This window comes from Chryseobacterium sp. MMO-72, from assembly GCF_037146035.1.
Lineage (GTDB): Bacteria > Bacteroidota > Bacteroidia > Flavobacteriales > Weeksellaceae > Chryseobacterium > Chryseobacterium indicum.
Map to the genome: position 1 here is coordinate 48,906 of NZ_JBBCWG010000004.1, position 22,678 is coordinate 71,583.

Sequence of the window (22,678 nt, forward strand, 5' to 3'; positions counted from 1 at the left end):
TTTACTCTTCTTCAAATTTTGCCGTTTTGGTACTGCTCATCAGTTCGTCTGCTCTTTTATCAAGACCGGATCGTATCGGAAGGAAAAATTTCAGCGGATGCTTTAAAAAATATTTAAAAATTCCTTTATACAGTTCCCCAACCTGTCCGAAATTCAGTTTTCTGGATCTGAAAGCCAGAAACATAGACAGACTGAAACTTACCAGAAAATTGAAAAACCCGATCAGGAAAACCGTTACCAGAGAAATGAAAAAGGTATAAGAATCAATTGTAAAATCTTTGCCGTACAATCCCAAAGCTAAATTTCCAGCGGCAAAAGTAATGTGTCGAATATCAAGATCCAGTCCCAAGAACAATCCTACCGGAGCTGTCGCCCCAAGAAATACCCCAAACCAGAAGTTGGATACAATTCCGGGCCAGTTTTTCGCGTAATATTTGGATAATCCTTTAGCGAAATTTTTACCGAACAATCGGCTGATGGAAATATTTTTAGCAATTCTTTCCGGAATCTGATAAAATACCGAGTTGTTTCCGATATTTCCTGAAATGATCCCTGAAATAAAAAGATAAAATCCGGCAATACATGCATGAAGAATGGCTTTGGATTTAAAGGGATCTAAATCTTTCAGCAATTTATCTGACCGTTCTATGGCTAAATTTTGTGAGAAAAATACATCAAGTCCGTAAATAATGAGTAGAGCAACAGGAAAGGAAAGCAAAACGTTTCCTACAAAAGCAATAAACTGGCTTCTGAATAATTTGGAAACCAAATGGGCAAATTCTGTACTGCTGCTTTTGATATTTCCTTCTTCGGCAAGCACTTTCGTCATTGTTGCCGCCGTCATTGCAGGCTGTTTTGTTGCTAAGGTGAAACCCATGAGATAAATCATCACAAACCCCATCGCATAATTCATGGAATACAAAAAGGCATGGGAAAAATCGCTTCCGGGAATGTATCCGTACAGCATTTTCAGTACGCACAATGCACCTACAATAATTCCTCCTCCACTCGCTTTATAGAACATCGTCATGTACTCTTTCCGACTCGAAGTAATGTAATGGGTTCCTGTTTCAGCAGTGTGATTCGTGATCAGATGCGAAATCAGCCTTGTACTGTCGTTGATGAGTTCAGAAATGTTATTTCTGTGAGATTTATAGCTTAAAATATTAAAAACCAACTGTTTGGAATTTAACAAAACATCTTTCTCTTCATCAATAACCAAAAGCTGAATAATTTCAAAAATTCTCTGTACCTGTTGGCGGATTTTAAGCAGCGACTGATTGATTTTCCCCGAAATTCCGTATTTGGAAGAGTTTTTAAAGGCAATATTTACAAATTCCAGACATTGTTCAATGTAAATTTTAATCTGCTTGTAACGACTGTTTCTGGAACTAAGCTGAAGCTGATTGTCTTTTTCGAAATCTGCAGCCAGTTCTTCAAGCTCGTTCTGAAGGGCAAGAAAAGGATTATCAAATTTTCTGTATTCAGGAGCCATTCTTACGACTTCAACTTCCATCGCTGCACCTGTAACGCGCCATGAAAGGATGTTCATGGAAAACAGCATTTCTTTTTTCACTTCCGGACTGACGATAAAATCTGAAATTTCCAGCAATCTGAAAAGTTCATCTATTTCATTTTCAGGAAGATTATGAAAGAAACTCAGATCTTTTTTCGGAGTAAGACTTACATTATCAATCATATACCAGATCGTATTTTCGTTAACGACCGGTGGAAGCACTTTATTCAGAATTCTTTTTTTAAGCTCCGGAATAAAGGCATTTTCCGATAAAATATTGGCTTCTGTAAGCGATAAGTTGAATGCTTTTCCTTTAAAAATATTTTGAAGGTAATATTTAAAATTCTCAAGAATTTCAGTATTTGCTCTGAAAAAGCTGAGAAGATCTGCAAAATCTGACTTTTTTACGCTTTCTAAAATTTCGGCAAACGGATCGAGCGAAAGTGTTTCATTCCTAAAAGAAAAATATTTTTTAAGAGCAGACTCAAAACTTGTGCTGGAATTAAAGAGTTTCATTGGTGCAAAGATACTATTTCAGACTCACATTCCTCATCTGTCTCATGATCCAGTTGTGCTTCTTTCTCAGATAAGGAGAGGGATTTTTAGGATCGTATTTTTTAGGGTTGGGTAAAACGGCTGCAATCCACGCTGCTTCTGAAGTGGTAAGATCTTTGGATGATTTTCCGAAATAATATTCTGAAGCCGCTTCTATCCCGAAAACACCCTGTCCCATTTCTATGGAATTCAGATATCTTTCCAGAATGATATCTTTATTCCAGACTTTTTCGATGATAAAAGTATAGACAGCTTCCAGTCCTTTTCTGATCCAGCTTCTGCCCTGCCAGAGAAAAATATTTTTTGCCGTCTGCTGAGAAATCGTACTTCCTCCTTTTAATTTTTTCCCTTTTTCGTTGTTTTTCATCGCTTTTTCAATCGCTTGATAATCAAAACCATCATGATCGAAAAATTTCTGATCTTCGGAAGCAATTACTGCTTTTTTTACGTTACTTCCCATTTCATCATAGGAAATATAATCTCTCTGCAATCTTCCGTATTCAAAGAGTCCTCCAATCTGGGTAAGCGTAATGGGAGGGTTGAAAAATCTTCCCCAGACAATAAAAACTACGTTAAGAATAAGAAGGACGAATATAATCTGTTTAATTTTTTTCCACATAATTTTAAAAAGAAAGTCAAAAATAAGGAAATACTCCGAGTTATTGCAATTCTTTCATGTAAGTAAGCTGATATCCTGGTAAAAGTTCAGGATGAAAAATTTTAATATAGTCTTTCAACACCAGATCTGCACGTACCACACCGCTTTCGAAGAAATCGTTTGCCTGTGCTTTTTCTTTTCCTGTAATCACATAGATTTTTCCTTTATTGAAAACATTGAGTTTGCTGTAAAAAGAATTCATGCTAAGCATTTCTTTTTTGGAGATATGATTTCCTGCATTGATCCAATACTGTACTTTACCGGATTTTGCAAAAACCTCTTCAAAGCTCATCGTTACAGCTTTCTGATCTGTATTGTCTTTAAGAATATATTCTGCATTGGCATCGGAAATAAAATTAGCAGCAGAAGTTTTTCCTCCGGGAAGATACCATAAATCTCCATACATTTCGTTTGCTAAAACAATTGGTTTTTCTTTTGCAGTAAGCGCCTGTTTTTTCAGATCACTGTAGTTTTTTTCAACTTCGGCGAATTTTGTTTCCGCTTCTTTTTCTTTTCCTAAAAGTTTTCCGAAAAGCTTAATGTAAGCTGTCTTTTCCAAAGGTTTCTGCTCCAGATATTCATCCAGAAAGACAACCTGAATTCCGTTGTTTTTCAGCAATTGGTATGTATTGTCAAAACTTGCAATGTGATTGGTAAAAATGGCATCTGGTTTCAGGGAAATAATTTTTTCTACGTCATATTTCTGTTCACTTCCCAAATTCTGAATTTTTCCCTGTTTAATTAAATTCTGAATTTTTTCTGAATAAATATATTCCGGATTTGATACGCCGATAATGAGATTTTCTGCATTCAGCTCCGAAATATAGCCTGCCATACTTGCATTCAGCAGGATAATTTTTTTAAACGGAATCTGATTTTTCTTGAAATCATAGGTGAAATTTCCGGATTTGATGTGTATTCCTCCATTCTCTTCTTTGTACTGCACCAAATTTGAAACTGAAACAGCTTCCGAAGGTGAATTTTTTGTCTCTCTTTTACAAGAGGTTAGCGCGAAAAACGCGATTAATAGTAAAATTCTCGGTTTCATCTTTCAAAGAAAAGAAAAAAGTGCTATATTTGCAAACCTTTAAACGATAAGGAAACAACGGCCTCGTGGCGCAACTGAATAGCGCATCTGATTACGGCTCAGAAGGTTACAGGTTTGAATCCTGTCGAGGTCACAAAAATAACAGGTTAACTATTAAATCAAGCTTATTTCAGCATCTGAAGTATTGTGATTTAGAAGTTAACCTGTTTCTTTTATCCTTTTGTCACAAAGCTGTCACAACGATTCCGGCCAGTAATTTTAATTTAAAAATATTATTAGCATGATTCAGAACAGAGCTTCATTTCTTGTCACAAAGCTTGTCACAAAAAATAAATTTATGACAATCACCACTCATTTTTATTTAAATAATTATAAAAGAAAAGACGGCAAATGTCAGGTATTTTACGACGTAACCATTAATAAAGAAAGGGAACGTATACCAACAGGACTTTACGTGAAGCCAGAGCACTGGGATAATACTCTTCGAAGGGTAAAGAAAAAACACGATACTGAAGATGTAAATCTTTCATTAGAAAATATGGAAGCTAAAACAACGGAAATTCGTACACATTACAGGCTTTCAAAATCTGCTTCGCTGGACATAAAGACTTTCCGGGAAGAATTTTTTAATAAAACGCCGAAATATGACTTCATAACATTCTCAAAACATCATTTGGAAGAAACACCGACAAAGGACAGCACAAAGAGAATGGCAAGAAGTGTGATTGCCAAATTAGAAAGCTACAAAAGTGTAATTCCTTTCAGCAGCCTATCACTTGGCTTTTTTGAAGACTACAGAGGCCATCTTTATAAAATAGGAAATAAGCAAACAACAATATCAGGAAATATCAAGACAATAAAAAAGTTTATTAATCTAGCGAAAAAGCATGGTTTATTTATCAATTTTGATCCCGATGATCTTAAAGTTGGATCCATGGCCGGAAGTAAAACAAACTTAACGATCAAAGAAGTCGAAAAACTTAAAGAATATTATTTTAGTGAAAAGGTAGAGCGAGGTCACTTGTTAAGCCTTGGATATTTCTTATTTTCATGCTACACTAGTTTACGGATAAGTGACATACAAAAATTGAAAAGATCAGATCTCAAAGGTGATGCTATTACCTTCACTTCAGTTAAAACGGATAAGCCTCACACCATTGTTCTGAATAATACAGCAAAATCAATCATTGATAGACACCCAGAATTATTTATAGAACATATTACTCCAGAATCGATTAACAGAACGCTGAAAAACATTATGAAGCTGGATAAGATCTGCATTAAAAAAAATGTAAGTATGCATACCGGAAGGCACTCCTATGCCACCAATTTCCTTCGGAAAGGTGGCAATGTTAGAGATCTGCAGCAAATATTGAATCATGCCAGCATATTGACGACAATGATCTACGTACATATTGTTGAAAAGGAATCTAATATGGCTACATTCATTATGGATTAATTAATAGTTTCTGTGACAATACTAACCTTATAAGTATTGTCACCGATTTTATCTTTATTCATCGATACAATCAAATGAATATTATTATAACAAAATTGTGAATCTTTAATATTTACCAATCCAAACTTTTCAGCATTTACTTCTCTTTCCCATTCGTATTGATATCCCCTAATTCGTCTTCTCAGCCAGGATTTCCAATTCTTATCAAATAATTCCGGATGAGCGCATCCGGGAACATTTTTAGAATTATTCTGTCCATTAACCAATCCATCATAAAAAACCAATGCTAAGACATCCGTAGAATCTTTTTTTACTATAGCAGTAGCCACACTATTATCTTTAGGCTTAAGCACAGGAAGAGGATATCCATTAACTTCAATTTCCTTTGTATCTTTATTTTTTGAACCATTGATCTTAACCCCTTTGATATCATATAAAATACTGTCCATTTTATAACCATCATCCAAATCTGAAAATTTGTGAAGAAAAGACCTTTTCTGCAAGAAGGTTTTTTTTGGTTTTTCCACTTCAAAATCCCGAAAATCATTAATAGGAACAGGCTTTGAGCTACCTAATCGATTCATGTAAATTTTGGTTCCGGATACTTCCAGATCGTAATTGAACCAATTTTTAACAGCATTAACGTAATCTCCGAATGTCATGTCCGGAACAGCCTTTGCTAAATTGATTTCATTTAAATTCAGAATAACTCCATTATCTTCGTCAGTCGCATTTTCATCAACAAGAACATCTGAAAAAAGGTGAAAATCCATTACATTATAATCTGAAGCATCAGGATCAAGCGGAATGAAATAAGCATAAAAACGAATTGAATTATTAGCGGAAAGATTTAAAGGGACGGTTTTTTCAAGACTTATTGTTTCTACGTAGCTATTACTCCAATATTTTTCGAAACTGAATACTTCTGATCCATTTACATAAATCTTTAACCTTACAGTATCTCCCGGATTGGTTTTGTAAGTAAAACTTCCCATAATTTTATAATTACCCGGTTTTAAAGCCCCTATTGTTTTATCATAAGATCTTTTGTATGCGGTATACGCGCTATTACCAATAACAAGCTGTGTTTTTTCACTAGAATCGAAATCCATTTGAGTATAAACTGCAGACAAACTTATTTGAGATTTTTTAGTAAAAACCTCCGTTCCGGAGAAGACCCACCGATCCTGCAAATCCGGATCCGTTAAAATATCTCCTAACAATTCGTAACCGGCATCTCTAAAACCTACCTTTAAGAGATATATTGGATGCGGACAAGGGTGAACAATATTTACATTGAAAATATTACCACTACTGTTGATGTAATTTCTTTTAAATTTACAAACACCATTTTCTAGATTACTATCATTGTAATATCCGTCGAAAGCATCCCACAAACCACTATCTGAAGAATATTTTTTAGTGAAAATTCTAGGAAAATTATAATTGATTTGAGGCCATTTCTTTAAAACACAGGCTTCGGCAAATGCATATATATCTGAAACTTCAAACTTCTCAGTCGGAAGCTCGCTGAGTTTCTTATCAAAATTGGGAATTTCCTCAAGTCCATAATCTATCTGGCCGGTGAGAATATTACCTTCAACATTCTGAATGTCAAGTTTAGCCTGAAAGGTTTTATTTTCGTGAAAAAGATATCCATCTATTGAAGTTTCCAGATCCTTGCTTTCATGACTTACATAATCTCCCAATGTATGGTAAAGTTTATCATCAATATTAACCTCGAACGGGAAAAAGAATTTAGTAAATGTCTTATCGCTCATCATGGAATTTTCTTCCTGAGTGCTGAATTTAACATCTGATAAATCCAAAACAAACTTTTCTGTATAAAACTTAATCTCCATTATTCTAACAATAAAAATTCTAAATCAAACTGAACTAATTCTAAAGAAGAATCTTCTTCTACCAATTTTTGAGTAATAAAAAATCCACGATAAACAATACCACCGAATTCAAGATAAGATAATCTGCTTTCCACAATCTGCCCGATTTCCGGGACACATTTCTTTATAACAAAACCAGTGTTAACATTCCAAATCGTAACCTTTTTAACATCGTATTTTTCCTGTAATGAGGTGATTACACTCTGACTATAAATCTGAGAATATTCAGGATTCTTTTTAATGTGCCCCGTGAAGAAAAATGATTCGGGACATAGGTTTTGATTTTCATATTGTATATGAATGAGTTGTGAACCGTTATTCGGAATCGTATAATAAATAAGCTGCTTATTCTCAGCAATTTCAAAAACCTTCTTTTTTGGAAAAATTATTTTATTTTCATCGTCTTCAATCTTTACTCTTACCATCAGTCCATCTTCTAGAGCATTTGGAGCTGCCATTGATATTTTTTCAGAATCAAGTAACCCCTGAATGTAAGAAAAAATATATTTAGACCCTAAAACTCTTTGTTTCACTAAATTATCGGAAAGCAAAGGAAAAGCTTTAGGCTTTTTACCCGGATAAAATTTAATCTGCGAAACATTATCTGTGTGAACTACATTATAATCCACATCCAGCTCCTCTACTAAGATTGAGACTTCAGCGGGATGCATCCAAACTTTATTATCAAAAACATTCGGCTTTTTAGGTTCCTTAAGAACAGGCTTTTTAAGTCGTAAAAAATATTGATGAATCTTTTTCCCTAAATCGAACGATGCTTTGTCATTGAAATATGGAACCACTAAAGGAACAGTCATTGTTACGGTTTCAATCTCAGTTCTGAATTTGATTGAGAGAGTAGATCTTACAAATCTTGCTAATAATTCCCTTCTGTTAAAATTAAGTATTTTATCATCCAGGCAAAAATTATATAGTTCCAAACCTGTAAGATATATGAAACTGATTACATTTAATTTTACAGGTATTATTTTTGTTGAGGAGGATCCGAAACTGATAACAATATCTCCAGTAGCTTCTCCCACCGGAAGAATTGCAGAATTTAAAGTAGTCACAGTAATATTGGTAGTTCCTGAGCCAGAATTCGCTGAAAAAGTTAACCAATACGGACCCGATATCGTAAAAGGAATATTATATGGATTAATTATTTTTACAACATCAAATTTTGTTTCAGAGTTAACCTGCTGTAATGTGAATTGCAAAAAGTTAGGCGATACGAGCAGGTTTGAATTTAAAACAAAAAGCTGGATATCAAAAGTCTTAAGCTTTACTGAAGTTCCCCCTACAATATTTTTAAATATATAAGAACTGATATTATACTCTCCTTCAATCGGTAAATTTGGATTTGTAGATAAAGGTGTTTTTGGCTCCAAAACAAAAGTATCATTGATGATCGGATTCCTATTTTTGAAAATTTCAAGATTATTAAAAAAACCTAAAGAGGCATTATTAACGTTATCCAAAATATTAACGTTAAGATCTCCAGAAAGAACATCAGACTGGCGATCAAAGATAAGTGTATATTCCGCTTTATCAGTAGAGATATTATCTATCTGACCGGTTACATTCAGATCAAAGTAAACTGATCCCGAATTCAAAAGAATTTCCGCGCCACCACTGATTCCATAAAGTGTAACAATGATATCTGCCGGATAGTTTCCTTGAGAAAGACTGCTTAAATTGTCAAAACATACAAAAACATCCTGATTCCAGATTCCGGAATTTTTTGTAAAAAAATCTATGGTATTAGTTCCATCAGAGAAATAAACAACATCCACAGCAGTATTACCAACATTAGCAACAAGCGTAATTTTATAATTGGTATATCCCGGACCGTTACGGTAACAGTCTATATTAATTGGAATATTGGGAGGAAAAGGAGTTCCAATTTCCCAGTCGACACCCGTCGTGAGAGATTGTACAAAAAAAGAATTTATAGGATTAGTTAATGGCATATTTAATGTTGGTTTTTAGTTCGTAAATCTTCATATTCATCGGTCATATCTTTGATATCCTTGCCTGTTCTTGCCGTTTTTTCAAAGATTCCTTTTACTCCGTATTTTCTGAGTTCCCGCGTAGCTTCAGTATTTTCCTTGATAAGATCCATCAGCTTGATGAGCATTTCATCATTTCCGGAGCTTGTAACTTTAGGATAGAGTCCTTCTTCGAAACCTTCTACTCTTCGGATTTCATTCATATATACTCTTTGGATTTCCGGATCTATTTTCTTCATGGTTTTTCCGGAAACTACCAGTTCCGGCATTGTAGCTCCTGCTTCACCAACCAACATGGTTGGTTCATCGTAAACTCCAGTTTTGGAAGTCCTTTTACGCGCTTTAAAAAGCTTATTATCTTGGCTTCGCAAAACCGGATAAAAACCATCTTCTGCACCGGGGGCAGCAGGAAGAGGAGTATTTAAAATTGTTGCAATTTGAAAAGCTCCTAATGCAGCAGCAACTCCCGTCATAACAAGTCCAAGGGGAAAAAAAGGCTGAGTCTGAGCAGCATTGATAACCATCATGGCTACTCCTGAAATTGCTTGAGCGATTTGCATTGCCCTTTGACGCTTAGCTGCTTTATACTCTAATTCAGCTTTTTTTCTATCTAAATCAGTATCAATTAATTCTGTTTCTTTTTTGTATGTTTCCTGAGATATAATTCCGGCATCCAATTCAGATTTTAGCTTTCTTTTTTTCTTATCACTAGCAGCTTCCATTTGAGCAAGCATTTTCTGTTCGCGAGCCTGAACAAAATTTGAATATTCACTGAACATTTCTCGCGCTACAGTTAATGCAGCTCCTACTTTTTGAATTTTCTCCGAAAGATTATCGGTATTGGTAAATAGAGCTTTCCATTGATCGGCAGTCATACCAAACATATCCGCATTACCACCACCAAATGATTCTAGCTTTCCACCTAACTTTTTATCTTCAGTTTTTTTAATTCCCGCAATTTCAGCCATAAGAGATGCAATAGTATCTCTGTAAGCCTCCATCTTCTGAATTTGTTCATCCGTAAGATATTCCGGATACATTTCGGCTAAAAGCTCAAAAGTCTTAACCTGCTCTTGTAAAAAGGCAACCTGTTCTTCAAGCCTTTTCTTTTGGTAGTATTTTTCGATCTGAGATTTGCCTTCCTCCCAATTGGTAATAAGATTTAAGGTAGACTGAGAATATCCCTGACTTTCCAAAAATTTTTTCTGTTTTTCAACAGTATCGTATTCTGCAATTGTGCTATTTTGCTGACGTGTAATTAAATTCTGTGACTCCTGGAAAAACTCCTGCTGTTTTTCAAAATTTTGCTGCAAATATTTCTGATCAACCAATAATAGCTGATTATTTGTTTTTTCTTTCTCAGCGACGATGGTAGCATCTAATAAATTATTACTTTCAATCCATTGTGCCTTAATTTCAGTAAATTTTTTCTTTACAGCATCTTTTTCACGCGCAATGATTTTATCAATGTCATCAAAATCAGATTGTCGATATTTTTGCTTTTCAAGCTCAGCAAGTTTTTTCTCACTTTCGGAGATTATTGTCGCCAGTTCTTTGGTGTAGCCTTCTTTTTGTTTTGCGGCAAGAGCAGATTGCTTTTGAGCCTCTAATTCTAGTTCTTTCTGATCATAATTTTCCTGATTTTCAAGAATTTTCTCTCGCATTGCTTTGTATTCACGTTCTTTTCGATCAGCTTCTTTTTCGGCATCTGTTTTTTTAGTTTTTTTCTTTTTTTCAGGTAAAGGAGTATAATTAGAAGTACTGGAAGAACCTTCCTGACCTGTCATACCAAGAAGACCATATAATTCGATTTCAAGTTCTTTTTTTCTTGCTCCTTTTGCCGTTTTAATAGCCTCCTGTAAGAAAGAAATTCGCTTTTTTTCTGCTTCATTATATTGTTGCAGAACTTTATTATTGGCGTTAATTTTGTTAATGATCTCAGCACCTTTGTTATGTTCTTCAAAGCTTCCAAACATATATACCGCACTATTTCCTCTTTCGGCACTGTAACTATATTTCTTTCTTAAATCATTCCGATCTCTTTGTTCTTTTTCGCGTGCCGCAGCCCCTTTGATGTATTCAAGCTCCAAACTTGCATTTTCATTATACAGGCTTTTCTTTGCTTCAGATCTTGCTTTTACGCGGGCAGAAATATCAATTTGGCGAGCCAGTTCGCCATAAACTTCTGCTAATTTTGCTGTAGCCCTATACTCTTTATCTACAGTACCCATAAATTCCGGATGTAGTTTAATTAAGGCTTCATAAGACTGTTTACGGATATTTTGAGTAGAATTTTCGTCTTTCAAAACACTTATCAGATTATCTACACTGTCAGTGTATTCCTGTACAGCAGTTTTTCCTTTCTGAACCATCATTTCAAGATCACTCTGATATCTATGAGATTCCACATATCTCTTTTTTTCTGCTTCCCTAGCCTCCTCAATACTATCTTTAAATAACAGATAAGCAGTAACAGCAGCCATTACCAATGCAACAATAGCACCCCATGGACTTGATTTCGTTACAGCATCCAAACGTTTTTGTGCAGCAGCCTGTAAATTAGTTGCTCCGGTAAGTTTTCCGATTGCCAACTGACTGTATCCGATTGACAAATTCCATAAATTTTGTAAAGTGGTAGAAGTTTGAGTATATAGATTTTGTGCCTTCTGAACAATTGTATAAGCCAATAGCCTTTCTTTAAGCTTAGCGAGGGTAAGTTCAGATAAGGCAAGCGCAGTATTATATGATACAATCGCAACGGTAGCAATAGTAAGTATTTTAATAAGAAATAATAATCCTTCTCTGAATCTCGTAACACCTCCGGTAGTATCTTCTACAACGCCCAACATTTTTCCAATGGTCTGAATAATCCAATTAAGTACTGCTGCTACCTTTTCACTTGTATAGATCTCATTCCATTTCTTTTTCAGCTTATCATAGATGGCAGATGCATTAGTATTTACTTTGTCAAATTCTTCCTGCAATGATGTAGCTTCACTGATCGCAATATTAGAAGATTCGATAGATTTCCGGAAGGCATCTGTATTTTCGGACGCTGCCCCAATAATTGATATAACTTCATTAGAATTAAGCTTTAAACCATCCAGAATTTGGGCTAATTTTACAGGATCCAGACCTTTTGCTCCTTCAGAGAATTTTAAGAAAAACTGTAAAGGATCTTCGTTAATCAACCTCTCTACTTCAGACTGCGTTAAGTGCATTACTTTTGCAAATCCGGCAGCTTCTTTAGCTGCGGTACGCACAAATGCCGAATAACCGGAAGAAGCTCTTTCCGCATCGATACCGCTTTCCTCAAAAGCACCCCCCAACGCCAAAGTTTCAGCAATCGTAGGCTTTAATTTCTCCGGAAGCTGACCAACTCTTAGTGCAAAATCCGACATATTTTCTTCTGAAGCCGCTCCTTCGGCTCCCAGTTCATTAAGTCCCGATCCAATTTGATTAAGAGCGGTTGCGAAGTCAAGATCTTTGGTTTCTTTAAATAAACCCTTTATTTTTCCGATCTTTTCTGCCACAGCTTCTACTCCTCCGGAAAATGAATCTCCTAGAGCAACATACGCTTTATCAACTTCACGGGTAAAATCCTGAATTTCCGCTTTTGCAACTCCTAATCTACCTCCTACCTCTGCAATCTTCAAGAGATCTAATTTACCTGTCCGGGTGTCAAACTGTGTATAAGCCTCAGTAAGTTCTTTTACTTCTTGGGTAGTCATCCCAGTAGTTTTTGCCACTGCCGTCTGAGCATCAACCAATTCATTATTCATATCGACGATCTCCTGCATTTTCATTAGGAATCCTGCGACTGATGCTACAGCAGCAGCAATAACACCAATATATTCGTTGAATTGATCTAAGAAGCCTGATTCTTCAGGTCCATTGTTCAACTCAGCAACCCGATCATTGATAGCCTGAAGCTCATCCCTGGTCTTATCCAGAGTCTCACCTTCTACCATATGCTTCATTGCTTCTTTAAGATCATTAGCCCTGCGAGTAAGCTGATCAATGGTCATATTCATAATATCCATTGATTTTATCTCATCATCAATCTTTGTCTTATTATCTGCGATGGCATCTTTAGTAGCCTCAATCTCCTTACGCAGATTCTTATATTCAGCAGATGCTTTGTTAAAGCTTTCCTGAAACTTACCCTGTTGCTCTGTAAGTTGAGTAATCTCTTCATGAATTGCCTTTGAGCCTTCTTCAGCTTTTGTCTTTACCCGTTCAATCTGTTTTTCAATTCTCTCGTATTCCTTTGTTCCCTGAGCATAAGCCTGCTGTTTAGAACGTAATGCCTGCACCTCCTGTACGGTATTAGATACAGATAATGTTAGTTTTTCATTATGCTTATTGAGCCTGTCTGTTAAAGCCTTAAGAGACTTCTCCTCAGCCTTTCTCTGTTTGTCTAACTCCTTTTCCTGCTGATTCAATTGCTTGAGCTTAGTCCCTAATGATTGATTGGCGGTCTCAAGATCCAGCACACGCTTTTGAGACTCATCACTATTCACAATGATCTTAAGCTTTAATATCTCATCTGATATGGTTTTAGCCATCGTTTTTTATGGCAATAATACCCTGACAGGGCATCAAAGGACGTTACATCAAAAAGTTGCACGATAACTAAATAAGCGTAAATAAGCTATAATTAAAGTGTAGTTTTAAGCAATTTGAGCCAAAAATGGAGCTACAGAACCATATTTCCAGCGATTTGAGCCCTGCAACTGCGATTACGATTCTTGGCGGCGTCGGCCTCGAACTGTAAAAAATGCTCTAAAACTAAATTTAAGAAGGTTAGAAATCAGAATTTCAGCGTTTTATAAAATTTTAATTAAAATTTTACCGTTATTTTTGTACTTTTTACTGATAAAAATTGATTATTTGTAATGATTAAAATTAATCTTCTTTTCTGTGATTTTATTTATTGACAACTGCTTTATTAAGAATATAAATAGTTGATAAATAGTAATTTTCAATCTAATTTTCACCAGAAAAATTAATAAAAAAAGTGCAACTTTATAAAAAGTTGCTAAATCGAATGGACTGTAAAAGAATAAATTATTGAGGTTGCAGGAAAATTTGAAGAAAAAATTAAGATTTCCAAAAAAATAAAAGCACCTCTAATGAAAGGTGCTTTTTTGAGTTCTTTTAAGAGTGATTAACAAATATCATAAGTAGAATTAACAGCATAAGCTAATTCCCTAATGAATTCCGGACTTGCATCTTGGTTGTCGGACTGGAAAAAAATGGTGTTAATAGTACCACAGGCGTTTGTATATGCCACAGACCACCATCTGATTAAAGCCAAAGCTTTTTTTTGTTCTTTCGTTAGCTCCTTAACTTCAGTTGTTTTCTCATGTTTTACCTCTTGCTTTACTTCTTTAGTATTGGCAAATGTAAAAGCTGATAGAGCTAATGCTCCCACTAAAAATAATTTTTTCATAGTTGAAAATTTTGATTGTTATATAAAAAGAATTTTTCTAATCAAGAAAAGTATTCATAGTTTTCAAACGGTCTGACATTACCTTTGTTCTGTCGTTACCATTGGCATCAATAACTTTTATTCCACCATTATACATAGACGGATTATCAATATAATTTTTTCTTGCCTCCAAAAATTGTTGCTTCGTCTTCGTTCTTACAAAATTTCCATAATTTAATGGTTCTAAAATCTCTTCAGATTTTTTTACATCAGTTGCATAAATTTCAATAGTTTTATTTTTATTGTAAACCTCCAGAACCAATCCTGAAAGCCCTTTAAATCGAAAGGGACCATCAGGAATTGAAATATCATTTGTAAACCAAGCAAAATAAGTATCTCCTGTGTCTAAAGTGGTTCTAGCCAATCTGCTTTTAAAACCTTTAATATCTTTGGTCTCATTAAGAATTTCCCATTTTAATTCCGGTTCTTCGTATGTAAAAATGTATTTTCCGATCGGTAACGAAACAAGCATTTTATCTTTGGTTTTATGAACGCTTCCAACAGATTTAGGATATTTTGGTATAGCACCATAGCTAGTATTTATAGTCTGAGTAGCATTTCCGTTAAAGAATGCTTTAGCTTCGCGACTGAAATAAATTGACTCGACATTATTACACAATAATGTGGAAACATAAATATTTACTTTGTTTCTGTTTAAACTGTCTGAAATCATTTTTGTCTCATAGTTAACCTCGATTACAGCTTTATTTTGTCCGGAAACAGATAAAATATTTAGTATTATAAATACAAAAAGAATTTTTCTCATAGGTAAAAGAATCATAATCAGAAACAATAATACAAAAATTTGATTATTCTCTATTATGGGAATCCGTAATTTTATTTATTTTTTACCAAAAATTACTCGTCAGATTCCTTACCGGAAAACGTAGATCTTTTATTTTGATAGACTCTTAACCATGGACGACGGCAAAGCAGATATTTCAGCGCATCAGACATATTCGTTGAGAACATTGGAAGCTTTTCTTTCGGCAGCTTTTCAGAAGATTTATCCTTGTAAATTTTGGAAACTCCTTTACGATTTTTCTTCACGATCTGTTTCGCCACATTCATCGAAGATATCAGTTGACGGCATTGGTATTTATCAATCAATAATTTTGGTAATTCCCTATAATTTTCGTTCATCATCGCTTTCATGAATTTGAATTCAAGATCCTGCTCGATATTCCCTTGGTTTCGCGATTTCAGATTTACAGTCCATCCGGTGGGAGTTCCGTCCGGCCACGTTTCGAGAAATTTTTTCATCTCATTCGCCCAGTCACGTCCAACATCTTCGTAAGCATTGGCAGATCTGTCGAAGTAAAGATCAATTATTTTTTTCTTGTGGTGTGCGAAAAACTTCAGGAAGCGTTCGCAGATCTTTTCTGTTTTCTGATTGACTGTAAAGAAATTTTTCAGTACCCGAATTGTATTTCCCTGAGTTTGCCCGACTACCATGGAAATCATATTTCCAAAATCGGCACCGATTTCCAAGACTCTATCGTCCAGGCAATATTTAAGATCCGTCGAAAATGTTTCCGCATTATCTCCGGTTTTATATCTGAAGTAATTTTCTTTGATAATTCCGTCTTCGTAAATATGACGGCTGTCAAAAGCAAGATAAAAACGCTGTCCGGCTTCTACCTGAGGAGCCTGAGATAATACGGATGTATTAAATTCAATTTCTCCGAGAGCAGCCAGCGCAGTTTTGAAAAAATCCAGACGCAGAACATTGACATTTACAAATGATGATGCTTTGTAAAAGAATGTAGAACCAATTCGCAGTCTGGTCTTCAGAACCGAAAGCTTTTTTATTTTGTTCTGAAGTGTCGCAAGTAATTTTTTGTTTCTTTTTTTTGCCGCGCGGATCGCTCCGGCGGTCAGTTTATTCAGTTCAAGGGAAATCTGCAAAAGATATTTAATCTGCTGCAGCTTCATTTCTTTCTCTTTATCCAGGATCCAGTCATATTCTCCCGGCATAATAATATTCGGATAATCCGTGGTAAAAGTAACGCCAAGGTAATACGGAGATTTTGCAAACATTGTGGCATCTCCACGAAGTGCAGGGAATAACCGGTCGATTCGGCTTTTCTCCAGGTACTTTGTTTCATCACCGGCAAGATGCTGGTAAGAGTTACCGGCTCCGGAACTTGGCGTATCCATGGAGATATAATTGAAAAAATTTCCGGTAAAAGTGGAAATCGTATGCTTATACTCGTACGGCGTTTTGTAAGGTTTTTTGAAGTGATCCGGAGGCGGCTGATCGACAACATAATGAATTCCTTCTACCCAGCCTTTACGGTTCCAGCCTTCTATAATTGCCGGAACTACATTTTTAAGAAGATTGGTATACGTATTACCAACCAATGCAATATAGCTATGAGGCATTTCATAGCAAATATTCATTAATCTCTCAGAAAGATAGTCTGTAGTTTTTCCGGTTCCTCTTCCCAGTACAAGAAAAAGGTTTTGCGGTTCCATGAGATCGGTGATCATTTTGAGCCAACTAGAATACCTTACTTCAACATCTTCGTAGACAGAGAGTGAATCAATTCGGACCGTCTGTCTGTTCATCATCAAAAATTTTAATCGGTAAAATCATCGCTTCCTGCTTGATTCTGTCAATCGCTTTCGGCGAAAGTTCTTTAGTATTTTCGTCGATCCAGTTTTCGATCTCAGTAAGATTTTCATTTCCAACTTCGAACTGATCCATATCCATGGTGTACACCTTAATCGGTTTATTGAACATTTCTCTTGGAAGCTCCGGCGGATCTTCCTGATCAAGCTGACGAAATTTATACGCTTTGTCTGCAATTCTGGAAGCTTTCTCAAAATCGGAAGCATTTTCTGAAACCGCTCTTGCCATCTCATAATCCTGATCCAGCTTAGAGGCATAATAATTTCTCCATGCTTTTTTGGAAATTTTCGTATCTGCATTGAAATATTCAAATGCTTCATTATACAGATCAATAGCCTTTATACGATTTCCCTTGAGAGATTCTTCAAAATTTACAAGATGCTTGATAATAGATTCTTTGGAGCCATACAAATCGATACGGTTCATCATGCGGTAGATCTTCTCAAGCAAATTCACATAATCAATGAATTCAGCCGGAGCAGAGCTACTCTGTCCGGATTCGATCCACTTGTAAAGATCATCAAGGTTATAATCAGTCAATCTCTTCGCCATACATTATCCTTTTTCTGAGTTCCTGAAGATTTTGTGAGTTACGAAGTTTTGCCAGTTGCTGTATTGCTGTCACATTTCCTCCGGATGCGCTTTTCGACAGTTCAATTCCTGCTTTTGCATCTACCAGTAAAATACCGCGGTCATAATGATATCTCACCCAAGAATCTTCCATTTGATACTCTGTGCGCATTTTCTTTTTAGGAACATCAAAATACATCGCGATTTTATCTATGCAATATCCGGCACCGGAAAGATCTTCCAATTCCTCCAGCTGTTCCTGAGAAAATCTCACTTCATAATCTCTCATCCTGAAATCAGTTCATATTAATATTTTTATAAGAAAAGAAAACCGGTCCTTTTTTAGGTTCCGGTTTCTTTATTCTGCTCATACTTTTAAGCATCGCCAGAGAAATCTCGATGATCGGGTTATTTTCACAAACCGGCTCATTTTCCAAAGACTCCTTTAGCTCTTTAATGCTGAAAAATTTATGATTCATGGTTTTATTTTTTTAACTTATAAAAAGTCGTTTTTATACAATTTCTTCTGTACTCTCATGATCTTCTTGAAGTTCAGCCTTAATAAATAAATCTATTATTACAGAATGAATATTCGATAAGAATACAATTACAAAGGAGAACCCAACGATCATCAAATTAACACGATCATTTTCCCAAAATTTATCATCCAGATAACCATAAAGAGAGATTAAAGCAAACCAGCAATAGGTTAAGATCGTACTAAACCATTTAGAAAAGCGTAACCAAAATAAATTCGAAAATTTCATATTATTATTTTTTAGATTTAAGATATTTCTCTACCAAAGTCTTTTCATTCTTAAGTTTCGCTAAACGAATTTTTGCAGCCTCAATTTCTTCCGGATCTTTACTGGTATTAATGATCTTGTTGGTTTTAGAGATATAAGATTTCAGATTATTACCTCTTGTTGCAAGATCTACCGGAGAAAGTTTTGATATTTCCAGATCCAGATTATAATCTTCAAAAATCTCATGTTTTCCAAGAATAGTTCCGGTATCCTCGTAATGCTGAAGCTCTGCATGGATTTCTCTGTTCATTTCAAAATCTTCAAGAACCTGGTTAGCAATTTCGAAGATTTCGTTTTCGTCCAGTTCCGGATCTGCAAGCGCTGCAACTTTCTGGAACAATTCCTCGTGACCTGCCTTGTAATTTTCGAATGCAGTGATGGCATCACCTACCAAAATTTTAAATTCTTTAGGACAATCTTTCGATCTCAGGAAAGTATATTTCCCGTAAAGCTTCATTCCCTTTTGCGGTTCTTCAGGAAGTTCTTTCAGAAGCTCAGTTACCTTATCCCTGTTTTCTTCCATAAATCCTTCCAGAGTTCTTTCTACCAGAATAGGTGTGATAAGCTCTTCTCTGAATTTACGAATATCTGCATCCTTAATTCCGAAAGCTTTTTTGATATCATATCTCAGATTCTCCAGCCCCTGCTTTGTGTAGCCTTTATTGTTGTAAGATCTTACGGAGTGTCTTGATCCCGGATTCTGCATCAGTAAAGCAAGACCCTGATTATAATCTTCCTGAGGATTGGCAATCTCCGCAACAAGATATTTTAATACGTTTTCATTCATATTATTTTTTAATGCAAATGTTCGCAATTGCAGGCAATTGCTTTGTTACATTAAAAAAGCCCGCAACAATTGCGGACTTAAAAAATTACAGATTCGTTATTTTCTTGAGCAGACTCGGGTTCTTATATAAAATGCGCAGGATAGATCTGCTTGCAATATGAAACTCAGATCTCATTTGTTTTTCTTCTTTACAGAGATCGCCGGACTGCAAATTGGCATCCTCGAAGACATGAAATATCATATCTTCAATTTCTTCCGGAGAATATCCAATAAATAATCTTTTGATAATGGTAATCAGTTGTTTTTCTTCACGATTTTCCTCAGTGTGTACATCTTTCATGATTAGGTTGTTTTGTAAGTGAACTATAAGAACGTACCAATCGTATATATGCTAACACAAAATTATTATGAATTGCATAATGCTCAGCGCCTGAAGATGTGATAACAGATAATCTTACACTTCCGTTTTTCAAGGTTCTTAATCTAAAAGAACTCAGTTTATTCTTGCGAAAGAATTCGCATGGGGTATCTATTTTTTCGGTTTTATCTGCTGTAAAACCTTTGGCTGCCTGTTCGCCGGCAAAACGGAAAATATCCATAAATGATGGAGTATCTTCTAAATTGATTGTGTGTAGCATAACAATATTTTTAAAAGTTAAATCCAAAAAATAAAGCTCCCCGCAAGGAGTTGCTACACCACCGTAAGAAACGATGTAGACCTTTCGGTCTCTCCTGTTGGGAAGCAAATTATATAGAATTTACTCTAATCGATAAATTGTTGTGATTTCTCACGATGATGTAGCACTACAAAGATATAAAGTTTTTGGTTTGAAACAAAAAAAAGATAGGGAAATTCCTACCATTCTTCTTTTTTACCTTTTAATGATTCTATAAAATTGTTTAAAAAATCAGCAGTATAAGTTTCAATATCATTAAAAAACCTTTGAGATTCATTTGTTTGACGTTTTTCTCCTGAACCTCTAAAACAGGCACTGTAAACAAATCGGTCAACACCTTTCAAGTCATTGACGGTTATTCTAACCCTTCCATCTTTTATATCGACCTGCATTGAGTACGATAATTGTAAAATTGTATTTCCGAAAACACCTTTAGACGGTATTTTCCAAACAGAATGAATCCTTACTAATTCCCCCGGAATTTGAGATTTTAAAACAATATCCGGATTTTTAAAAGTACGATTAACCCATTTGATGGAATTTTTATAAATCTGATCAGAAGTCAAACTGTCTATCTTGATCACATTTTCCGATAACATGAGTTCTTCAGGAGCAGCTGTGACTTTTATTTGTGAATTTAGCGTCACGGCTAAAAATAGAATGAAAGTTGAAAATAGTTTTTTCATAGGTATTAGTTTATTTATATTTTCTACCAGTCTTCCTTTGTAGAAACATTTTTATTCATCGTTTTTTTAAGTTGATCTATCAATGGCAATATCTTAGAATTAATTACCTCTCGAACTTCTTTGGAAACTTTTATCTTATGATTTGTTGGACCGGGCAATGCAGGTAGTATTTCATCGGTTGTAATCAGTCCAATATTCACAGAATTACCTTTATGTATAAAGTTTGTAAAATCATACTTATATCTTCCGTCTTTACACGCGATTGATATATCAAAAGATATCCATCCTTCGCGTGCTCCTGAGCCAACAAATATGTTACTATTGAATTTCATATTTGCTTTACCCAAAATCATTTTATTTTCAGAATCATCTAAAACAATAACTTCTTTTGAATTTTTAAATGAATTAACAAACCAAATTTTTGCATTGGAATAAAGAGTTTTTGCGGATAAAGTAGAGTCAACTTTTACAACCTCAGAATACTTTACCGGCTCCGTGTTTTGTGCAGAAAGCAATACACAATTAAGTAATAAAAAAATTAAAAATAGTTTTTTCATAGTTATATATTTTAAATTATAATAGGCTTTCCAGTTCATAGAGTTTATCTTCATCTATCCAAAGACTCTGGGTGAAGGGAATCGTCTTAATTTTCCCATCCATATACTGAATTTGGATACTGACCAGCTTAAGATATTCCACGATATCTGTAAGCCATACCATATCAAACTTCCAGGAACCTTTTGCAAAACTTTCAACCGGTCCTATTCCCCGGCTTGTTTTATTAGTACCAACTTTGTCCCTTACAGGATTTTGACCGTAATAAGTGAATGTAATATACTTTATTGTTTTTTTTGATACATTCAAAATTTTGAATTCAGCTCCTGTTGTTGAATATCCTTCCGTAGGATTTGCATTAATAATAGCGATACCATATTTCTCAAAAGTTCTTAAATAACTGAAAAGTTCAGACTTTTTACCCTCCGAGGTGTATAATGAAAGTTTCGGAGTGTAAGACTGCATTATATTTTTCTGGCTTTCGGATAACCTTTGATATTTTTCATAAAAAACCGAAACCGAAATATTTTCATGATCAAAAAGGAGTATCTTATCCGGTTCTGCTTCTACATATCCTACCTTATCTGCAAAATGAACTTTGAGGAAGTACTCGTCTTCCCGGTATGTTGACTTACATTTGTAGATATCACTTATATAAAGAATATCATTTTCGTTAATTCCCTGAATATAATCACCTTTTGTAAAGCAGGTCTGGCTGGAATAATCTGTGTATACCAATGACTTACCCAATAAGGAAAGATTTGTTGCAGCAACAATGGTATCCTTTTCTGCCTGACTAAATACTAAAAACGGACAGAGCAATAGAATTAAAAATAGCTTTTTCATGGTTAAATTTTTTCAAAAGTAATAAAAAAAAACCAGCATAAGTTTGCTGGTTTTATTGTCCTTTTAGAAGGTTATTTTCTTTTGCCATCTTTTCGAAAATTGCTTTCACTTCATCCGAGAATCCGAAAGCAAGCTGTCTTTGCAGATATTTTTTGTGCCGGAAAAGAGGTTTATTGTGAATTGGTAAAGATTTTTTCTGATTTCTACCCGCACGCATTTTCTTTGTAGATGGATTATATCCTCTTCTGGCTCTTTTAGATTTCATATCAATAAAACGTACATTGATATTATGAGTATATGTAAGCGTATCTCCGGAAACCGTCATCGTCCTTTTATTCCACGCAGCATTCGCAAAACCCTTCATTTCTTTAGCAGTATCTGCCATCATCACTTTTGCCTGATCCTGAAGAGTTTTCTGGATGAAGAGCCCTTCAATTACTCCGATATCGGAATTCCTTCGATTTAGCAATGACATA

General features: G+C 35.1%; 21 protein-coding genes and 1 tRNA gene. 2 read left to right on the forward strand and 20 right to left on the reverse strand.

The features are described 5' to 3' along the window. Position 1 precedes the first annotated feature (1 nt). From WFH39_RS07240 to WFH39_RS07250, 3 genes are read right to left on the reverse strand one after another with little or no spacing between them, the layout of a single operon-like run. On the reverse strand, positions 2-2,032 hold the full coding sequence (locus tag WFH39_RS07240; RefSeq protein WP_336689355.1) for a recombinase: 2,031 nt from the start codon (positions 2,030-2,032) through the stop codon (positions 2-4). Between the two features lie 13 nt (positions 2,033-2,045). Further along, positions 2,046-2,690, reverse strand: a complete 645-nt coding sequence (gene mtgA / locus WFH39_RS07245) for a monofunctional biosynthetic peptidoglycan transglycosylase (protein WP_336689356.1) — start codon at positions 2,688-2,690, stop codon at positions 2,046-2,048. 40 nt (positions 2,691-2,730) lie between these two features. Beyond that, positions 2,731-3,777, reverse strand: a complete 1,047-nt coding sequence (locus WFH39_RS07250; protein ID WP_336689357.1) for an ABC transporter substrate-binding protein — start codon at positions 3,775-3,777, stop codon at positions 2,731-2,733. A 59-nt stretch (positions 3,778-3,836) separates the two neighbouring features. Between WFH39_RS07250 and WFH39_RS07255 the strand changes: the two genes are divergently transcribed. Beyond that, positions 3,837-3,910: transfer RNA gene (locus WFH39_RS07255), tRNA-Arg, on the forward strand. A gap of 204 nt (positions 3,911-4,114) precedes the next feature. Next, on the forward strand, positions 4,115-5,236 hold the full coding sequence (locus WFH39_RS07260; protein ID WP_336689358.1) for a tyrosine-type recombinase/integrase: 1,122 nt from the start codon (positions 4,115-4,117) through the stop codon (positions 5,234-5,236). Here the strand turns inward: WFH39_RS07260 and WFH39_RS07265 are convergent. The 17 genes from WFH39_RS07265 to WFH39_RS07345 all read right to left on the reverse strand — a co-directional run bounded on the left by WFH39_RS07265 (position 5,233) and on the right by WFH39_RS07345 (position 22,677). Further along, positions 5,233-7,098 carry a hypothetical protein gene (locus WFH39_RS07265; protein WP_336689359.1) on the reverse strand — a complete coding sequence of 622 codons (1,866 nt, stop codon included), beginning with the start codon at positions 7,096-7,098 and terminating at the stop codon, positions 5,233-5,235. The two genes, WFH39_RS07260 and WFH39_RS07265, sit on opposite strands and share 4 nt — an antisense overlap. Beyond that, the gene (locus WFH39_RS07270; protein WP_336689360.1) at positions 7,098-9,107 is read right to left on the reverse strand and encodes a hypothetical protein; all 2,010 of its coding nucleotides are present in this window, start codon (positions 9,105-9,107) and stop codon (positions 7,098-7,100) included. Before WFH39_RS07270 ends, WFH39_RS07265 begins: the two co-directional genes overlap by 1 nt. 2 nt (positions 9,108-9,109) lie before the next feature. Beyond that, positions 9,110-13,714 carry a phage tail tape measure protein gene (locus WFH39_RS07275; RefSeq protein ID WP_336689361.1) on the reverse strand — a complete coding sequence of 1,535 codons (4,605 nt, stop codon included), beginning with the start codon at positions 13,712-13,714 and terminating at the stop codon, positions 9,110-9,112. Positions 13,715-14,316: 602 nt separating this feature from the next. Beyond that, on the reverse strand, positions 14,317-14,601 hold the full coding sequence (locus tag WFH39_RS07280) for a hypothetical protein (RefSeq protein WP_336689362.1): 285 nt from the start codon (positions 14,599-14,601) through the stop codon (positions 14,317-14,319). 37 nt (positions 14,602-14,638) lie between these two features. Next, entirely contained in the window at positions 14,639-15,406 is a 768-nt protein-coding gene (locus WFH39_RS07285; RefSeq protein WP_336689363.1) for a GLPGLI family protein, read from the reverse strand. 92 nt (positions 15,407-15,498) lie between these two features. Continuing rightward, the gene (locus WFH39_RS07290; RefSeq protein WP_336689364.1) at positions 15,499-17,211 is read right to left on the reverse strand and encodes a hypothetical protein; all 1,713 of its coding nucleotides are present in this window, start codon (positions 17,209-17,211) and stop codon (positions 15,499-15,501) included. Next, positions 17,186-17,827: a hypothetical protein gene (locus tag WFH39_RS07295; protein WP_336689365.1), complete on the reverse strand. Its 642-nt coding sequence runs from the start codon at positions 17,825-17,827 to the stop codon at positions 17,186-17,188. Before WFH39_RS07295 ends, WFH39_RS07290 begins: the two co-directional genes overlap by 26 nt. Beyond that, positions 17,808-18,134 carry a hypothetical protein gene (locus WFH39_RS07300; RefSeq protein WP_336689366.1) on the reverse strand — a complete coding sequence of 109 codons (327 nt, stop codon included), beginning with the start codon at positions 18,132-18,134 and terminating at the stop codon, positions 17,808-17,810. Before WFH39_RS07300 ends, WFH39_RS07295 begins: the two co-directional genes overlap by 20 nt. A gap of 7 nt (positions 18,135-18,141) precedes the next feature. Next, complete coding sequence (locus tag WFH39_RS07305) at positions 18,142-18,324, reverse strand: hypothetical protein (protein ID WP_336689367.1); 183 nt, start codon at positions 18,322-18,324, stop codon at positions 18,142-18,144. A 33-nt stretch (positions 18,325-18,357) separates the two neighbouring features. Next, positions 18,358-18,612 (reverse strand): hypothetical protein, encoded by a 255-nt coding sequence (locus WFH39_RS07310; protein ID WP_336689368.1) that lies wholly within the window; start codon positions 18,610-18,612, stop codon positions 18,358-18,360. Between the two features lie 4 nt (positions 18,613-18,616). Beyond that, complete coding sequence (locus WFH39_RS07315; protein ID WP_336689369.1) at positions 18,617-19,438, reverse strand: hypothetical protein; 822 nt, start codon at positions 19,436-19,438, stop codon at positions 18,617-18,619. Between the two features lie 85 nt (positions 19,439-19,523). Then, a complete protein-coding gene (locus tag WFH39_RS07320; protein ID WP_336689370.1) occupies positions 19,524-19,778 on the reverse strand; it encodes a hypothetical protein in 255 nt (84 codons plus the stop codon). After that, complete coding sequence (locus tag WFH39_RS07325) at positions 19,759-20,076, reverse strand: hypothetical protein (RefSeq protein ID WP_336689371.1); 318 nt, start codon at positions 20,074-20,076, stop codon at positions 19,759-19,761. The genes WFH39_RS07320 and WFH39_RS07325 overlap by 20 nt, the downstream gene beginning before the upstream one ends. A 218-nt stretch (positions 20,077-20,294) precedes the next feature. After that, positions 20,295-20,801, reverse strand: coding sequence for a DUF4468 domain-containing protein (locus tag WFH39_RS07330; RefSeq protein WP_336689372.1), 507 nt, complete (start codon positions 20,799-20,801; stop codon positions 20,295-20,297). 23 nt (positions 20,802-20,824) lie between these two features. Beyond that, positions 20,825-21,358: a DUF4468 domain-containing protein gene (locus tag WFH39_RS07335; protein WP_336689373.1), complete on the reverse strand. Its 534-nt coding sequence runs from the start codon at positions 21,356-21,358 to the stop codon at positions 20,825-20,827. Positions 21,359-21,374: 16 nt separating this feature from the next. Then, positions 21,375-22,202: a hypothetical protein gene (locus WFH39_RS07340; RefSeq protein ID WP_336689374.1), complete on the reverse strand. Its 828-nt coding sequence runs from the start codon at positions 22,200-22,202 to the stop codon at positions 21,375-21,377. Between the two features lie 52 nt (positions 22,203-22,254). Further along, positions 22,255-22,677, reverse strand: a complete 423-nt coding sequence (locus WFH39_RS07345) for a hypothetical protein (protein WP_336689375.1) — start codon at positions 22,675-22,677, stop codon at positions 22,255-22,257. Between the last annotated feature and the right edge of the window lies 1 nt (position 22,678).

Coding starts and splice junctions, on each gene's coding strand:
- WFH39_RS07240 (WP_336689355.1), bottom strand. CDS start 2,032: ATGAAACTCTTTAATTCCAGCACAAGTTTTGAGTCTGCTCTTAAAAAA.
- mtgA (WP_336689356.1), bottom strand. CDS start 2,690: ATGTGGAAAAAAATTAAACAGATTATATTCGTCCTTCTTATTCTTAAC.
- WFH39_RS07250 (WP_336689357.1), bottom strand. CDS start 3,777: ATGAAACCGAGAATTTTACTATTAATCGCGTTTTTCGCGCTAACCTCT.
- WFH39_RS07260 (WP_336689358.1), top strand. CDS start 4,115: ATGACAATCACCACTCATTTTTATTTAAATAATTATAAAAGAAAAGAC.
- WFH39_RS07265 (WP_336689359.1), bottom strand. CDS start 7,098: ATGGAGATTAAGTTTTATACAGAAAAGTTTGTTTTGGATTTATCAGAT.
- WFH39_RS07270 (WP_336689360.1), bottom strand. CDS start 9,107: ATGCCATTAACTAATCCTATAAATTCTTTTTTTGTACAATCTCTCACG.
- WFH39_RS07275 (WP_336689361.1), bottom strand. CDS start 13,714: ATGGCTAAAACCATATCAGATGAGATATTAAAGCTTAAGATCATTGTG.
- WFH39_RS07280 (WP_336689362.1), bottom strand. CDS start 14,601: ATGAAAAAATTATTTTTAGTGGGAGCATTAGCTCTATCAGCTTTTACA.
- WFH39_RS07285 (WP_336689363.1), bottom strand. CDS start 15,406: ATGAGAAAAATTCTTTTTGTATTTATAATACTAAATATTTTATCTGTT.
- WFH39_RS07290 (WP_336689364.1), bottom strand. CDS start 17,211: ATGAACAGACAGACGGTCCGAATTGATTCACTCTCTGTCTACGAAGAT.
- WFH39_RS07295 (WP_336689365.1), bottom strand. CDS start 17,827: ATGGCGAAGAGATTGACTGATTATAACCTTGATGATCTTTACAAGTGG.
- WFH39_RS07300 (WP_336689366.1), bottom strand. CDS start 18,134: ATGAGAGATTATGAAGTGAGATTTTCTCAGGAACAGCTGGAGGAATTG.
- WFH39_RS07305 (WP_336689367.1), bottom strand. CDS start 18,324: ATGAATCATAAATTTTTCAGCATTAAAGAGCTAAAGGAGTCTTTGGAA.
- WFH39_RS07310 (WP_336689368.1), bottom strand. CDS start 18,612: ATGAAATTTTCGAATTTATTTTGGTTACGCTTTTCTAAATGGTTTAGT.
- WFH39_RS07315 (WP_336689369.1), bottom strand. CDS start 19,438: ATGAATGAAAACGTATTAAAATATCTTGTTGCGGAGATTGCCAATCCT.
- WFH39_RS07320 (WP_336689370.1), bottom strand. CDS start 19,778: ATGAAAGATGTACACACTGAGGAAAATCGTGAAGAAAAACAACTGATT.
- WFH39_RS07325 (WP_336689371.1), bottom strand. CDS start 20,076: ATGCTACACACAATCAATTTAGAAGATACTCCATCATTTATGGATATT.
- WFH39_RS07330 (WP_336689372.1), bottom strand. CDS start 20,801: ATGAAAAAACTATTTTCAACTTTCATTCTATTTTTAGCCGTGACGCTA.
- WFH39_RS07335 (WP_336689373.1), bottom strand. CDS start 21,358: ATGAAAAAACTATTTTTAATTTTTTTATTACTTAATTGTGTATTGCTT.
- WFH39_RS07340 (WP_336689374.1), bottom strand. CDS start 22,202: ATGAAAAAGCTATTTTTAATTCTATTGCTCTGTCCGTTTTTAGTATTT.
- WFH39_RS07345 (WP_336689375.1), bottom strand. CDS start 22,677: ATGTCATTGCTAAATCGAAGGAATTCCGATATCGGAGTAATTGAAGGG.